The sequence below is a fragment of the Burkholderia seminalis genome, assembly GCF_001718535.1.
Classification (GTDB): domain Bacteria; phylum Pseudomonadota; class Gammaproteobacteria; order Burkholderiales; family Burkholderiaceae; genus Burkholderia; species Burkholderia seminalis.
The window spans coordinates 3,004,178-3,019,292 of the sequence record NZ_CP013400.1; the positions used below are offsets into that span (position 1 = coordinate 3,004,178).

Below are 15,115 nucleotides of genomic sequence, written 5' to 3' on the forward strand. Positions count from 1 at the left end.
CGGACGCGATCGCATCGCCTCTTTTTTTGATCGCGATGATTAAGCGCTTAATCATGCAGTACGGCGCATTAAAACATGGAGCGGAGACAATGGCGAGCATCTCGATGCGGCGCGTGCAGAAAGCCTACGGCGATCACGCGCCGGTGATACGCGACGTCGATCTGGAGATCGGTGCGCACGAGTTCTGCGTGTTCCTCGGGCCGTCCGGTTGCGGCAAGTCGACGCTGCTGCGCATGATCGCCGGGCTCGAGGACCTGAGCGCGGGCGAACTGTCGATCGACGGCCGCCGCGTCGACGACGTGCCGGCCGCCGAGCGCGGCGTCGCGATGGTGTTCCAGAGCTACGCGCTGTTTCCGCACATGACGGTGTACGAGAACATGGCGTTCGGGCTGAAGCTCGCACGGGTGCCGAAAGCCGAGATCGACCGCAAGGTGCGCGACGCCGCGCGCATCCTGCAGCTCGACACGCTGCTCGACCGCAAGCCGAAGGCGCTGTCCGGCGGTCAGCGGCAGCGCGTCGCGATCGGCCGCGCGATCGTGCGCGAGCCCGGCGTGTTCCTGTTCGACGAACCGCTGTCGAATCTCGACGCGGCGCTGCGCGGCCAGACCCGCATCGAGATCGCGCGGCTGCACCGGCAGTTCGAACGCGCGAGCGTCGTCTACGTGACGCACGACCAGACCGAAGCGATGACGCTCGCCGACAAGATCGTGCTGCTGCACGCCGGCGCGGATACCGCGCAGCACGGCAGCATCGCGCAGGTCGGCGCGCCGCTCGACCTCTACCACCATCCGGCCAGCCGCTTCGTCGCGGGTTTCATCGGGTCGCCGCGCATGAATTTCCTGCCGGCCGTCGTGACCGCGTGCGACGCGCATCGCACGACCGTCACGCTCGTGCCGTCCGGCGAGACCTTCGCGCTGCCGCGCGACGGCTCGGCACTTGGCGCCGGCGCCGCCGTGACGCTCGGCATTCGCCCCGAACACCTGACGCTCGGCGTCGCGCTCGACGCCACGACGCTCGCGCGCGACGTCGCGCTCGTCGAACGCCTCGGCGAACAGACCTACGTGCACCTCGACGGGCCCGGCGGCGCACCGCTGATCGCGAAGGTGCCCGGCGACGCGCAGGTGCGCACCGGCGAGCGCGTGCACCTGCATGCGCCGGCCGCGGCCTGCCATCTCTTCACCGAAGACGGCCGCGCGGTGCCCGCGTGCGCCGACGTCCACGTCCACCACTACGCATAAGGATCGGCATGCGCCTCGGAGTCTGCTACTACCCGGAACACTGGCCGGAATCGATGTGGGCCGATGACGCCCGCCGGATGAAAGCGCTCGGTATCGAGCAGGTGCGGATCGCCGAATTCGCGTGGAGCCGCATCGAGCCGTCGCCGGGCGAATACGACTGGGGCTGGCTCGACCGCGCGGTCGACGTGCTCGGCGCGGCCGGCCTCGAGATCGTGATGTGCACGCCGACCGCGACGCCGCCGAAATGGCTGGTCGACCGCCATCCCGACATCCTAGCGATCGGTGCCGACGGCCGGCCGCGCGCGTTCGGCTCGCGCCGCCACTACGACTTCTCGTCGCCGACCTATCTGGAAGCGTCGCGGCAGATCTGCACGGCCGTCGCCGAACGCTACGGCCGCCATCCCGCCGTGCGCCACTGGCAAACCGACAACGAACTCGGCTGCCACCAGACCGTCGTCAGCTACTCGCCGGCCGCGCTCGTGCGCTTCCGTGCGTGGCTGAAGGCGCGCTACGGCACGATCGACGCGCTGAACCGCGCATGGGGCACCGTGTTCTGGAGCATGGAGTATCGCCATTTCGACGAAATCGACGCGCCCGTCGGCACCGTGACCGAAGCCCATCCGTCGCATCGTCTCGATTACCGGCGCTTCGCATCCGACGAAGTCGCGCGCTATCACCGGATGCAGGTCGACGTGATCCGCGCGCATTCGCCGGGCCGGCCGGTCGCGCACAACTTCATGCAGCTGTTCACCGAGTTCGATCACTACGAGGTGGCGCGCGACCTCGACATCGCGACGTGGGACAGCTACCCGCTCGGCGCGCTCGAGGAGCTCTGGTTCGCGCCCGACGTGAAGGCGCGCTGGCTGCGCACCGGCCATCCGGATTTCGCGTCGTTCAATCACGATCTGTATCGCGGGATGTCGAAGCTGCCGTTCTGGGTGATGGAACAGCAGCCGGGGCCCGTGAACTGGGCCCAGTGGAACCCCGCGCCGCTGCCGGGCATGGTGCGCCTGTGGAGCTGGGAAGCGTTCGCGCATGGCGCCGGCTGCGTGTCCTACTTCCGCTGGCGGCAGGCGCCGTTCGCGCAGGAGCAGATGCATGCGGGCCTCAATACGCCGGACAACCGGCTCGACGAAGGCGGCCGCGAGGCGCAGCGCGTCGCACGCGAAATCGCCACCGTGCTCGATGCCGGCGCCGATGCCGACGCGAACGGCACGGTGCGCGCCCCGGTCGCGCTCGTGTTCGACTATGAAGCGAAGTGGCTGTTCGAAGTGCAGCCGCAAGGCGCCGATTTCCACTACCCGCGCGTCGCGTTCGACTACTACTCGGCGCTGCGCTCGCTCGGCCTCGACGTCGACATCGTGTCGCCGCACGCGCCGCTCGACGGCTATCGCCTCGTCGTCGTGCCGCCGCTGCCCGTCGTGCCGGACGATTTCGCGGCACGGCTCGCCGCCTCGGGCGCGCATGCGGTATTCGGGCCGCGTACGGGTTCGAAGACCGTCGACCTGCAGATTCCGCCGACGCTGCCGCCCGGCCCGCTCGCGTCGATCCTGCCGGTGCGCGTGTGGCGCGTCGAATCGCTGCGGCCGAACGTGACCGAGCGGATCGATGGCACGTTGCGCGACGGCTCGCCGCTCGCGGGCGACGCGCGCCACTGGCGCGACTTCGTCGAGCTCCACGACGAAACGCGCAGCGTCGTGCATGCGCGTTTCGCCGACGGTCATCCGGCCTGCGTGTCGCATGGCGCGCTGCACTACTGGGCCGCGCTGTTCGACGCCGCGACCACCGCGAAGCTGTTCGCCGACGTCGCGACCGACGCGGGCCTCGCGCCGACGCTGCTCGGCGACGGCGTGCGGGTGAGCCGGCGCGGCGGCCTGACCTACGTTTTCAACTACGGCAACGCGCCGCACACGATCGATGCGGTGCCGCCGTCGGCGTTCGTGCTCGGCGCCGCGCAAGTCGAGCCGCAGGACGTGGCCGTGTATCGAAGCCGTTCGTAGCCCCCGCCACCGGCGCCGCGACGCGCCGGTCACGCACAAGACGACACACTGGAATGGAGACACGCATGACACATCGCCCCCTTCGCGCCGCCGCCCGGCTCGCCGCGGCCGCCACCGTCGCGTTCGCATCGCTCGGCACGACGGCGCCCGCCGATGCCGGCACGCTGACCATCAATATCGCGTTCAAGGGCGCGAGCCAGCGCGCGGTCTGGCAATCGACGCTCGACGCGTTCCACAAGGCGCATCCCGACATCGACGTGAAGGCGACCTTCGTCGACGAGGAAGCGTACAAGGTGCAACTCCCCGCGTGGCTGACGACCGTCGCGCCGGACGTCGTGAACTGGCACGCGGGCGAGCGGATGGCGTACTACGCGAAGCGCGGGCTGTTCGAGGACCTGAGCGGCGACTGGACCAAGAACGGCTGGGGCGCGATGTACGCGTCGACGCGCGATGCCTCGTCGTACAACGGCAAGCAGTATGCGGCGCCCACCGTCTACTACTCGTGGGGGCTGTTCTACCGCAAGGACCTGTTCCGCAAGGTCGGCATCGCCGACGAGCCGAAGACGTGGGACCAGTTTCTCGACGCGTGCAAGAAGCTGAAGGCGGCCGGCATCACGCCGGTCGCGATCGGCGGCCGCGACGCGTGGACGCTTGCCGGCTGGTTCGACTATCTCGACCTGCGCCTGAACGGCAACGCGTTCCACCAGCAACTGATGGCCGGCGACGTGCCGTACACCGACCCGCGCGTGAAGAAGGTCTACACGACGTGGAAGTCGCTGATCGACGCCGGCTACTTCATCGACAACGCGCTGTCCTACGATCTCGACGGCGCGCAGCCGTTCCTGTTCCAGGGCAAGGCCGCGATGATGCTGATGGGCACCTTCATCGCGGCGGGCTTTCCGCCGAACGTGAAACCGGAAATGGGCTACTACCGCTTCCCGATCATCGACCCGAAGGTGCCGACCGCCGAGGACGGCCCGGTCGAATCGCTGCACATCCCGACCAAGGCGAAGAACAAGGCCGATGCGCGCACGTTCCTCGCATTCGTCGAAACGCCCGAGATGGGCGCGAAGCTCGCGGAAGGGCTCGGCTCGCTGTCGGCCAACAGCAAGTCGCCCGAGCCGGCCGATCCGGTCTCGCGCATCGGGTTCCGGATTCTCGCCGACACGAAGGGCGGCGTCGCGCAGTTCTACGATCGCGACATGACGAAGGAAATGGCCGACGAAGGGATGAAAGGCATGCAGCAGTTCCTCGCGAATCCCGCGCAGCTCGATACGGTGCTCGCGCAACTCGAACAGACCCGCAAGCGGATCTACAAGAAGTGACCGCGTGACCCAACCGGCGGCCGCGCGCCGCCCTGTCCGTTCAGGAGGCTTGCCGTGTCCAGTCCGATCACGTCCCCCCCGCGCGGCGGCACCGCGCCGCCGCCGCGCGGGACATCCGCCGCCGCGTTGCCCGCGCGCCGCCCGTCGCCCGCCGTGCGGCGGCAACGGCGCGCCGCGTGGCTGTTTCTCGCGCCGGCCTGCGCGATGGTGGCCGTCTATGTGATCTGGCCGATCCTGTCGACGCTGTGGCTGAGCCTGTACAACTGGGACGGGATGACCGAGCGCACGTTCGTCGGTCTCGCGAACTATGTCGAACTGCTGCAGGCGCCGACCTTCTACACGGCGCTGCGCAACAACGTGATCTGGCTCGCGCTCTTCATGCTCGCGCCGCCGCTCGGCCTCGCGCTCGCGCTGTACCTGAACCAGGCGGTCGGCGGCATCCGCCTCGTGAAATCGCTGTTCTTCGCGCCGTTCGTGCTGTCCGGCGTGGTCGTCGGCCTGATCTTCTCGTGGTTCTACGATCCGACCTTCGGGCTGCTCGCGTTGATCGTCGGGCACGGCATCCCGGTACTCGGCGACGCACGCTACGCGACGCTCGGCGTCGTGTTCGCCGCGCTGTGGCCGCAGACGGCGTACTGCATGATCCTGTACCTGACCGGCCTCACGTCGGTCAACCCGGAACAGATCGAGGCCGCGCGGATGGAAGGCGCGCGCGGCTTCGCGCTGCTGTGGCACGTCGTGCTGCCGCAGTTGCGGCCGACCACTTTCATGGCGATCGTCGTCACGGTGATCGGCGCGCTGCGCAGCTTCGACCTGATCTCGGTGATGACGAGCGGCGGCCCGTTCGAGAGTTCGACCGTGCTCGCGTATTACATGTACGACCAGGCGATCAAGTATTACCGGCTGGGCTATTCCGCGTCGATCGCCGCCGTGCTGTTCGCGATCATGCTCGTCTACATCGTGTTCCAGTTGCGCCGCATGCTGCGCAACGAGCAGTGACCCACCGGAGAGGCTTCATCATGTTTCCGACGCCCGTTGCCCAATGGAAGCCCGTCTCGCGCCGGCTGTACAAGCTGTCGCTGCCCGTCGCGCTGCTGATCTGGCTGATGCCGATGATCGCCGTGTTCGTCACGTCGGTGCGCTCGACCGAAGAACTCGTCGAAGGCCACTACTGGGGCTGGCCGCGCCGCTTCGCGATGGTCGAGAACTACCGCGACGCGCTGACGACGTCGCCGATGCTGCATTACTTCTGGAACAGCGTGCAGATCACGGTGCCGTCCGTGATCGGCTCGATCGCGCTCGCGGCGATGGCCGGCTTCGCGCTCGCGACCTACCGGTTCCGCGGCAATACCGCGCTGTTCGGCACGTTCGTCGCCGGCAACTTCGTGCCGGTGCAGGTGCTGATGATTCCGGTGCGCGACCTGTCGCTGAGGCTCGGCGTGTTCAATACGGTCGAAGCGCTGATCCTGTTTCACGTCGCGTTCCAGACCGGGTTCTGCACGCTGTTCCTGCGCAACTTCATCAAGCAGTTGCCGTTCGAGCTGATCGAGGCGGCGCGCATCGAAGGCGCGGGCGAATGGACGGTGTTCTGGCGCATCGTGCTGCCGCTGATCCGGCCGGCGCTGGCCGCGCTGGCGATTCTCGTGTTTACGTTCGTCTGGAACGACTACTTCTGGGCGCTGTGTCTCACGCAGGGCGACGAGGCCGCGCCGATCACCGCCGGCGTCGCGGCGCTGAAGGGGCAATGGACGACGTCGTGGAATCTCGTGTCGGCCGGGTCGATTCTCGCCGCGCTGCCGTCGGTCGCGATGTTCTTCGCGATGCAGAAGCATTTCGTCGCGGGGCTCACGTTCGGCGCGACGAAAGGCTGAACGCGCGCCGCAAGCGTTTTTCGCATCTCCCCCTCCGCATCGTGAGGTTGCCCGCTTCGGCGGGCTTTTTTCATGCCGTGCGGATTGGAAGGCGATGCCGCTCGATGTCACCTGTCGGCGCGCCTGCCCTGGCGCAGGCGCTCGACGATCACGACATCCGTGTCGTCTCGCGCCCGCAACGCGAGCCACGTTTCATCGCGAACGGCGATGCCGTCGCGTTGCGCCAGCCTGATCGGCCCGACGTCCAGCCGCCCGTGATCCGCAACCAGATAGGCGGCGCCCGGTAGCGGCAACCCGTGCTGCATCGTCGTGCCTTCGCGCAGCATCGCGATACGCACACGTGCGTCGGCGTGAAGGGGCAGCGCGCCGGCGCGAACATCGTCTGGATCGCCGCTCGCCACCGTCACGAATCGGCCGTCGCGACATCCGGGCGAACAGACGCGCGTCGCGCAGCGCGCGGTGCCGGCCGGTGTGCGCGGACGCAGCCAGATTCGGAACTGCCGCGCGGGTAAGTTTTCCTCGTTGCGCTCGGCGTGATGAAACGCCGCGCCGGCACTCGTCACATGGACGGAATCGGCGACCAGACGCACGCGATTGCCCGCGTCGTCCTCGTGCGTGATGGCGCCCGAACGCACCCATGTGACGATCTCGACGTCGCGGTGAACCTGCATGCCGAGGCCCGAGTGCGGCGCGAATTCGACGTCGTCCCATCCGTAGAGCGGGCCGGGCAGCGCAGGGTCGACGCCCTCGCGGAAATGCCGGCGGGCGTCGACACCGCCGCGCCGCAGCCCGCCCAGCGCAAGAAAAGGCCGATGTTCGATCATGATGAAGCTCGATTCGGGTACGCCGGGTGCGGATCGCGATCGTCGAAGACCGCGTCCCCCACACCCCGGGCGCCCCGGCAACGCTCAGATCTGCTGCTGACCGCCATCGACGAACAGTTCGATGCCGTTCACGAAGCTCGCGTCGTCCGAGGCCAGGAACAGCGCCGCGCTGGCGATCTCGCCGGGCTCGCCGAGCCGCCCCATCGGGATCTGCGCAGCCAGATAATCGGCCAGCCCCTGGCGCTGCGCGGCGTCGTCGCCGGCAAGATCCAGCAGGCCCGGCGTACGGGTCGCGCCCGGGCTGATCGTGTTCACGCGCACACGGCGGTCCTTGAGGTCGAGAATCCAGCTGCGCGCAAACGCCCGCACCGCCGCCTTCGAAGCCGAGTACACGCTGAACGCGGCAGTGCCCGCGCTACCGGCCGTCGAGCCGGTGAGAATCACCGATGCGCCCTCGGCAAGCAGCGGCAGCGCTTTTTGCACCGTGAACAGCACGCCCTTCACGTTGCGATCGAAGGTGTCGTCGTAGTGCGCTTCGGTGATGTTGCCAAGCGGCAGCATCGAACCGCCGCCGGCGTTCACGAACAGCACGTCGAGGCGGCCCTGTTCTTCCTTGATTTGCGCATACAGCGCGTCGAGTTCATCGAGCCGGGTGGAATCCGAACGGACGCCGGTCGCGTTGCCGCCGGCTTCGCGAATGCCTTTCACGGCGGCATCGAGTTCCGCCTGTCGGCGGCCCGTGAGATAGACGTGCGCGCCTTCGGCCGCGAAGCGTTGCGCGGTGGCGAGGCCGATGCCGCTGGTTGCGCCGGTGACGAGTGCGATCTTGTTGTCGAGTTTGCGTGCCATGGTATTGCTCCTTTCGATGAGTCGGTGATGTTTGCGTCGCAGCGGCTTGCTGCGATGTGAGGAGAATATCGACGGCCTTATCTTTTCGAAATAGAATTGATTGCAATCAAACGTTGCATAAATGAAAAGACAAGGACATGGCTCAACTTCCCGATTTCGAAGGGCTCGCGATGTTCGCGAAGGTGGTCGAGCACGGATCGTTCGCAGCCGCGGCGCGCGCGACCGGCGTATCGGTCGCCACGGTCTCGCGCGGCGTGGCCCGCCTGGAGGACCGGCTGGGTGCACGGCTGTTCAATCGCACGTCGCGTCAGCTCTCGCTCACCGAGTTCGGCCGGACGATCAGCGAGAAAGCCGGCGAGATCTATCGCCAGGCCGAGGAGGCGGAAAGCTCGGCGCGCGAAATGTCGGTACAGCCGCGCGGGCTGGTGCGGCTGGCCGTGCCGATGTCGTACGGGCTGCGCTGGGTCGCGCCGTTGCTGCCCGGCTTCTTTCGCGCATACCCGGAGGTGTCGATCGACCTGCATCTGTCGGACGCGTCGGTCGATCTGGTCGGCGACGGGTTCGACGCCGCCCTGCGTATCGCCGCGCTGCCGGATTCGTCGCTGGTCGCCCGGCGGCTGTGCGCGGTCTCGCAATACGTGGTGGCGTCGCCGGAGTATCTGCGGCGCGAAGGGCGGCCCGCGCATCCGCGCGAACTGGCGAACCGTCCGTGTCTCTCGTACGCGTACCGTGCACGCAGCGCCGTGTGGCGCTTCACGAACGACGCGGGCGAGGAGGAACCGGTGATGCCGGCGGGCCCGCTGCGCGTGACGAACGCCGATGCGCTGCTGCCCACGCTGCTCGACGGCCTGGCGATTGCCGAACTGCCCGAGTTCATCGCCGGCGAATATCTGGCCGACGGGCGTCTCGAAGCGATCCTCACCGACTGGTCGCTGACGAAGGGCGGTCTTTACTTCGTGACGCCGTCGGCGCGCGCGCGACCGGCGAAGGTCGCGGCGCTGTCCGATTACTTCGCCGAACATCTGAGCGATCCGACCTGGCGATGGCCGAAGTGACGGCCTGGACAACGGGTCGAGCAACGCGCGTCATGGCACGCATGCAATGACGGGCTTCAAGCACGTCCACCGCCTGACGGTTTGTCGTGGCCGTCGGTCATGGCTACGCCCGTCCGCGCGCGACGTACGCACGACCTGTTTCAGCAAACGTCGACGCACGCCGAACAGGCCGCAGTTGCCGGATGCAGCCGGATCGGCTGACCGACTTTGAAAGGACCGATCCGGATTACCTGGACGGTTTGCCCCGGCCGCCGGCAGGCTTGCCCGCTGGCTTGCTGCCAGGTTTGCCGCGCGGCTTTTTCACACTGAACGGACTGCCGATGGTGTAGTCCGGCCCGCTGTCGGCCGGCCTCGCATGCTGCGCCGCAGGCTTGCGCTGCCCTTCGCCGCCCGGCGATCGCGGCTTCTTGCCGGGCGCCGGCTTGGCAACCGGCGCGGCGTGCTGCACCTTGGGCTTCTTCGGTTTTTTAGGTTTCTTGATGATCTGCCCCGTCGCGCTCGTCTCCGGCACGCGGTGTTCGGCTTCGAAACCCGGCTCTTCCTCGCGCCGCAGCGTTTGCCGGATCAACGCTTCGATCGCGGCCAGTTGCGGCGCTTCATCGGCACACACGAGCGACACGGCCACCCCGCTGGCACCCGCGCGGCCGGTCCGGCCGATGCGGTGCACGTAGTCCTGCGCGACGATCGGCAGATCGACGTTGATCACCAGCGGCAGATCGTCGATATCCAGCCCGCGCGCCGCCACATCGGTGGCGACCAGCATCTGTACTTCGCGTGCCTTGAAGCGCTCCAGCGCCCGCAGGCGCGCGGGTTGCGGCTTGTCGCCGTGGATGGTGTCGACCGCATAGCCGGCTTCATCCAGCATGGCCGCCAGATAGTCGACGCCATTGCGGGTCTTGACGAATACCAGCGCGTGCTCCCAGTTGTTCTCGGCCACCAGGTGCATGAACAGATCGGGCTTGTTCCGCTTGTCGACCGTCACCACCCACTGCTTGATCTTGCTGGCCGTGACGTTGGGCGGGCTGACGCTGATATCGACCGGATTGCGCAGGATGCCCGCCGCCATCGCGCGGATATCGTCGGTAAACGTGGCGGAGAACAGCAGTGTCTGGCGCCGCGTCGGCAACGCGGCGAAGACGGCATTGAGCTCGCGCGCAAAGCCGAGATCCAGCATGCGATCGGCTTCATCCAGCACCAGCGTCTGCACCTGATCGAACTGCACCGCGTTCTGGCGATTGAGGTCGAGCAGGCGGCCCGGCGTGGCAACGAGCACGTCCACGCCCTTGCGCAACTTCATCATCTGCGGGTTGATGCTCACGCCGCCGTAGGCGGCCAGGAAACGCAGATCGAGGCCCTTGCCGTACTCGACGAAGCTTTGCAGCACCTGTTCGGCCAGTTCGCGCGTGGGCACCAGCACCAGCACGCGCGCGCGGTTGCTGGATACCGCCGGGCCGTGTTGCACGAGCCGTTGCAACAGCGGCAGCGCAAACCCTGCCGTCTTGCCGGTGCCGGTTTGTGCCGCGGCCATGACGTCCTTTCCGTTCAGCACCGCAGGAATCGCCTTGGCCTGCACCGGCGTAGGTGTCTGGTAATTGAGGCCCTGCAGGTTACGCAGCAGCGGCTCGATCAGGCCAAGCGAGGCAAAAGACATGGACGTATTCCGGGCTAAAACCGCAATTCTAGCGGTTACGGCGCGGGTTGCGCCCCGTGCGCCGCACCGCGCAGCCACACCGCCACCGCCCCGATATTCTTCTCGTGCGCGACCAGCATCAACGACAGCGCGTGATGCATGTCCCGATCGGCAAGCGTCGGCAGCAACGTCTGCAGCTTGCGCACGACCCAGCGCTGGCCGCGGTTCAGGAACGCCAGCCGCTGCGCCAGATCGTCGATCGCCATCGCCTGCTCGTGGAACGCGCCCGTCGCGCGCGTCGGTACGGCATCGAGCGACCGGATCGCGTCGACGAGCACGCTGCACCCGTGCGCGTCGTCCTGGCGAATGCGCGCGATCAGCCGATGCAGCTCCGGATCGCCGGTTACCTCGGCTGCCGTTTCGGAAGCCACACGTGCGCTCGCGCGCTCGGCCTCCAGCAGTTCGTCGAGCGTCGCCAGCAACGCCGTGCGGTCATCTTGCGGATTCGGGCCGGCGTGGGTATCAGGGCCGCCGCCATGCGTCGGCATCGACATGCAGCATCCTCCTGTCGGGATCGATGGCGTAACACGCTCGACGGTACACGGCGCGTATTGCACGAATGTGCCAATCAGCGCGCGCTGTTCGCCGGATACGTCACATCATGATGCATTGGCGTGTCAACCCGCGTCGTCAACGCACGTCACTTGATCGACGTCATCGCCCGAACGCACCAGCGCTTGCTCAAGTCCACCCTTCGAGCCGCAACGTCGAACGTACGAGCCGCTGTTCCTCCTGCTCGATCTCGCGCAGATACTCGACGCACTGGCGGATATGTTCGCTCGCGGCCTTGCGTGCCTGGTCGGGCAACCGCCCGGTAACCGCGTTGTAGAGCCGCGCATGCTGGCGGTCGATCTGCTTCTTCAACGGCTCGCGGTGATAGAGGTTGTTCACCGACGCGAACACCGAACTGAGCAGCAGGTCGGTCAGCGACTGCAGCGTATTGACGAGCACGGGGTTGTGCGACGCCTCGCAGATCGCGAGATGGAACGCGTGATCGAGCTTCGCGCGCGCGGCGGGGTCGAGATCCTGCGCGTCGGCCGCCGTCATTTCCTCGTAGCGGCGCCGGATCAGGATGAAATCGGCCGGCGTGCCGCGCAGCGCCGCAAGCCGCGCGGCCTCGGCCTCGAGCATCCCGCGCACCTCGAACAGGTCGTACAGCGTGCGCGGCTGCGAGCCGAGCAGATGCATCATCGGCGTGACCTCGCGCTGCGGGGTCAGGCTCGCAACGAACGAGCCCTTGCCGTGCGCCGTGTCGATGATCCCGCGCGCGTGCAGCAGCTTCATCCCTTCGCGCACGGCCGTACGCGACACGCCGAGCTTCTCGGTCAGCCGCCGTTCGGACGGCAACGCCTGTCCGGCCTTCAGCACGCCGTCGACGATCAGCTGCTCGATCCGCTCGGCGACGACATCGGCCACGCGCCGCGCCGGCCCTTCTCGATCCTGCATTCCCATACTGGTATGACCACTTTGGACGGATATCGCCGATTTTCTCACAAAGCCTTGTTCCCACTGGTTTTTCCTGGCCCGCCACGACTATCTCAAAAGGCTCGATCGAAAAACTGGTACGACCACCTTGAAAACATCTGGACACGCCCGCGCGGCCCGCCAAGAATCCCTTCCTTCCGGCGTGCCGCGCATCGCGCGGCCGCCTGCATGGTGGAGACAGACCGATGAGTTTCATCTACGACGAACGGATCGACGGCGCGCTGGCGACCGTCGACCGTGACACGCTCGTCGCCGCGCTGCATGCGGCGGCGCCCGGCCTCGACGTGCTGCACGAACGCGAGGCGCTCAAGCCGTTCGAATGCGACGGCCTCGCCGCGTACCGCACGGTACCGCTCGCGGTCGTGCTGCCCGACACGGTCGACCAGGTGCGCGCGGTGCTGCGCGTCGCGGCCGCGCACGGCGTGCCGGTCGTCGCGCGCGGCGCGGGCACGGGGCTGTCGGGCGGCGCGATGCCGCTCGAAAAAGGCCTCCTGCTGGTGATGGCGAAGTTCAACCGGATTCTCGACATCGACCCCGATGCCGGCATTGCACGCGTGCAGCCCGGCGTGCGCAATCTCGCGATCTCGCAGGCGGCCGCGCCACATGGCCTTTACTACGCGCCCGATCCGTCGTCGCAAATCGCATGCTCGATCGGCGGCAACGTCGCCGAAAACGCGGGCGGCGTGCACTGCCTGAAATACGGGCTCACGGTGCACAACATCCTGAAGGTCGAGATCCTGACGATCGACGGCGACACGCTCACGCTCGGCGCCGATGCGCTCGACGCGCCCGGCTTCGACCTGCTCGCGCTGTTCACCGGCTCCGAAGGCATGCTCGGCATCGTCACCGAAGTGACCGTGAAGCTGCTGCCGAAGCCGCCGAACGTGAAGGTGCTGATGGCGAGCTTCGACGACGTCGCCGAGGCCGGCGTCGCGGTCGCGCGAATCATCGGCGCGGGCGTGATTCCCGGCGGCCTCGAGATGATGGACAACCTCGCGATCCGCGCGGCCGAGGATTTCATCCATGCGGGTTATCCGGTCGATGCGCAGGCGATCCTGCTGTGCGAACTCGACGGCGCGGCAAGCGACGTCGACGAGGATGCCGAGCGCGTCGCCGCGCTGCTGCGCGACGCGGGCGCCACCGAGATTCGCGTCGCGCGCGACGAGGCCGAGCGCCAGCGCTTCTGGGCCGGCCGCAAGAACGCGTTTCCCGCGGTCGGCCGCATGTCGCCCGACTACTACTGCATGGACGGCACGATCCCGCGTCGCGAGCTGCCGCGCGTGCTCGAAGGGATCGCCGCGCTGTCGGCCGAATACGGGCTGCCGGTCGCGAACGTGTTCCACGCGGGTGACGGCAATATGCACCCGCTGATCCTGTTCGATGCGAACCGGCCCGGCGAGCTCGATCGCGCGGAAGCGCTCGGCGGCAGGATCCTCGAGCTGTGCGTCGCGGCGGGCGGCAGCATCACCGGCGAGCACGGCGTCGGGCGCGAGAAGATCAACCAGATGTGCGTGCAGTTCAACGCCGACGAAATCACGTTCTTCCACGCGGTGAAGGCCGCGTTCGACCCGCAGGGGCTGCTCAATCCCGGCAAGAACATCCCGACGCTGCACCGCTGTGCCGAATTCGGCGCGATGCACGTCCATCACGGCCAGCTGCCGTTTCCCGAACTGGAGCGCTTCTGATGCGACGCGACATCGAATCGATCGACGACAGCGCGGCGCTCGTCGCGCAGGTCGACGCGGCGATCCACGATCGCCAGCCGCTGCACATCCGCGGCGCCGGCACGAAGGCGTGCCTCGGCCGCCCCGTCGAAGGCCGCACGCTCGACGTACGCATGCATCGCGGCGTCGTCTCGTACGACCCGACCGAGCTCGTCGTCACCGCGCGCGCGGGCACGCCGCTCGCCGATCTCGAAGCAATGCTCGACACGGCCGGCCAGATGCTGCCGTGCGAGCCGCCGTCGTTCGGCGGCGCGGCGACGGTCGGCGGGATGTTCGCGGCGGCGCTGTCGGGACCGCGCCGCCCGTGGGCCGGCGCGGTACGCGACTTCGTGCTCGGCTGCCGCGTGATCACCGGCCACGCGAAGCACCTGCGGTTCGGCGGCGAAGTGATGAAGAACGTCGCGGGCTACGACGTGTCGCGGCTGCTCGCGGGCAGCTTCGGCTGTCTCGGCGTCGTGACCGAGGTGTCGCTGAAGGTGCTGCCGAAACCGCGCGCGACCGGCGATCTCGCGTTGACGCTCGCGGCCGGCGAAGCCGTTCAGCGCGTCGCCGCATGGCGGCGCGCGGGGCTGCCGCTCGCGGGCGCGTGCCACGCGGACGGCGTGCTGCGCGTGCGCATCGAGGGTGGCGACGGCTCGGTGAAGGCCGCGCGCGACACGATCGGCGGCGATCCGATGGACGACGCCGGGGACGCGTTCTGGGCACGGTTGCGCGACCTTGCGCTGCCGTTCTTCGACGATCCGCGCCCGCTGTGGCGCGTGTCGGTGCCGGCTGCCGCGCCGCTCGACGCGTTGCCGGGCGCGCAGCTCGTCGACTGGGGCGGCGCGCAGCGCTGGCTGAAGAGCGACGCCGCGCCGGCCGACGTGCAGCGGCTCGCCGCGCAATGGGGCGGCCACGCGACCTGCTTCACGGCGGGCGCCGCACACGCGCCGTTCCAGCCGCTGCCGCCCGCGCTGCTGCGCGTCCACCGGCAGCTCAAGGCGCAACTCGACCCGTACGCGATTTTCAACCCCGGCCGGCTCTACGCCGACTTCTGACGCGAACCCGACCCCGA

12 protein-coding genes and 1 pseudogene are annotated in these 15,115 nt (G+C 68.0%); 8 read left to right on the forward strand and 5 right to left on the reverse strand.

Going from position 1 to position 15,115, the window contains the following annotated elements:
• Positions 1 to 89 precede the first annotated feature (89 nt).
• From WJ12_RS33910 to WJ12_RS33930, 5 genes are all read left to right on the forward strand, one after another.
• Complete coding sequence (locus WJ12_RS33910) at positions 90 to 1,238, forward strand: ABC transporter ATP-binding protein (RefSeq protein WP_034187587.1); 1,149 nt, start codon at positions 90 to 92, stop codon at positions 1,236 to 1,238.
• An 8-nt stretch (positions 1,239 to 1,246) separates the two neighbouring features.
• Entirely contained in the window at positions 1,247 to 3,238 is a 1,992-nt protein-coding gene (locus tag WJ12_RS33915; RefSeq protein WP_069246026.1) for a beta-galactosidase, read from the forward strand.
• A 65-nt stretch (positions 3,239 to 3,303) separates the two neighbouring features.
• Positions 3,304 to 4,563 carry an ABC transporter substrate-binding protein gene (locus WJ12_RS33920; protein WP_059559230.1) on the forward strand — a complete coding sequence of 420 codons (1,260 nt, stop codon included), beginning with the start codon at positions 3,304 to 3,306 and terminating at the stop codon, positions 4,561 to 4,563.
• Between the two features lie 54 nt (positions 4,564 to 4,617).
• Complete coding sequence (locus tag WJ12_RS33925; RefSeq protein WP_069246027.1) at positions 4,618 to 5,562, forward strand: carbohydrate ABC transporter permease; 945 nt, start codon at positions 4,618 to 4,620, stop codon at positions 5,560 to 5,562.
• A 20-nt stretch (positions 5,563 to 5,582) separates the two neighbouring features.
• Positions 5,583 to 6,434 (forward strand): carbohydrate ABC transporter permease, encoded by an 852-nt coding sequence (locus WJ12_RS33930; RefSeq protein WP_034187583.1) that lies wholly within the window; start codon positions 5,583 to 5,585, stop codon positions 6,432 to 6,434.
• A 107-nt stretch (positions 6,435 to 6,541) separates the two neighbouring features.
• Here WJ12_RS33930 and WJ12_RS33935 read toward each other — a convergent pair whose 3' ends face one another.
• Together WJ12_RS33935 and WJ12_RS33940 are read right to left on the reverse strand one after the other, a co-directional pair.
• Positions 6,542 to 7,258 (reverse strand): pirin family protein, encoded by a 717-nt coding sequence (locus WJ12_RS33935; RefSeq protein WP_069246028.1) that lies wholly within the window; start codon positions 7,256 to 7,258, stop codon positions 6,542 to 6,544.
• An 84-nt stretch (positions 7,259 to 7,342) separates the two neighbouring features.
• Complete coding sequence (locus tag WJ12_RS33940; protein WP_034187581.1) at positions 7,343 to 8,107, reverse strand: SDR family NAD(P)-dependent oxidoreductase; 765 nt, start codon at positions 8,105 to 8,107, stop codon at positions 7,343 to 7,345.
• A 137-nt stretch (positions 8,108 to 8,244) separates the two neighbouring features.
• On the opposite strand from WJ12_RS33940, the gene WJ12_RS33945 reads away from it, so the two are divergent.
• A complete protein-coding gene (locus tag WJ12_RS33945) occupies positions 8,245 to 9,162 on the forward strand; it encodes a LysR family transcriptional regulator (RefSeq protein ID WP_069246029.1) in 918 nt (305 codons plus the stop codon).
• Between the two features lie 226 nt (positions 9,163 to 9,388).
• Here the strand turns inward: WJ12_RS33945 and WJ12_RS33950 are convergent, their stop codons facing one another.
• The 3 genes and pseudogenes from WJ12_RS33950 to glcC form a co-directional block, all read right to left on the reverse strand.
• Positions 9,389 to 10,813: a DEAD/DEAH box helicase gene (locus WJ12_RS33950; RefSeq protein ID WP_034187579.1), complete on the reverse strand. Its 1,425-nt coding sequence runs from the start codon at positions 10,811 to 10,813 to the stop codon at positions 9,389 to 9,391.
• Positions 10,814 to 10,848: 35 nt separating this feature from the next.
• Positions 10,849 to 11,286: pseudogene (locus WJ12_RS33955) on the reverse strand (DUF6306 domain-containing protein); the annotation flags it as partial.
• A 247-nt stretch (positions 11,287 to 11,533) separates the two neighbouring features.
• Positions 11,534 to 12,304 carry a transcriptional regulator GlcC gene (gene glcC / locus WJ12_RS33960; RefSeq protein WP_049030349.1) on the reverse strand — a complete coding sequence of 257 codons (771 nt, stop codon included), beginning with the start codon at positions 12,302 to 12,304 and terminating at the stop codon, positions 11,534 to 11,536.
• Between the two features lie 218 nt (positions 12,305 to 12,522).
• On the opposite strand from glcC, the gene glcD reads away from it, so the two are divergent.
• Both glcD and glcE read left to right on the forward strand, forming a co-directional pair.
• On the forward strand, positions 12,523 to 14,022 hold the full coding sequence (gene glcD / locus WJ12_RS33965) for a glycolate oxidase subunit GlcD (protein WP_059559245.1): 1,500 nt from the start codon (positions 12,523 to 12,525) through the stop codon (positions 14,020 to 14,022).
• Positions 14,022 to 15,098 carry a glycolate oxidase subunit GlcE gene (gene glcE / locus WJ12_RS33970; RefSeq protein ID WP_034187575.1) on the forward strand — a complete coding sequence of 359 codons (1,077 nt, stop codon included), beginning with the start codon at positions 14,022 to 14,024 and terminating at the stop codon, positions 15,096 to 15,098. Before glcD ends, glcE begins: the two co-directional genes overlap by 1 nt.
• The last annotated feature ends 17 nt before the right edge of the window (positions 15,099 to 15,115 follow it).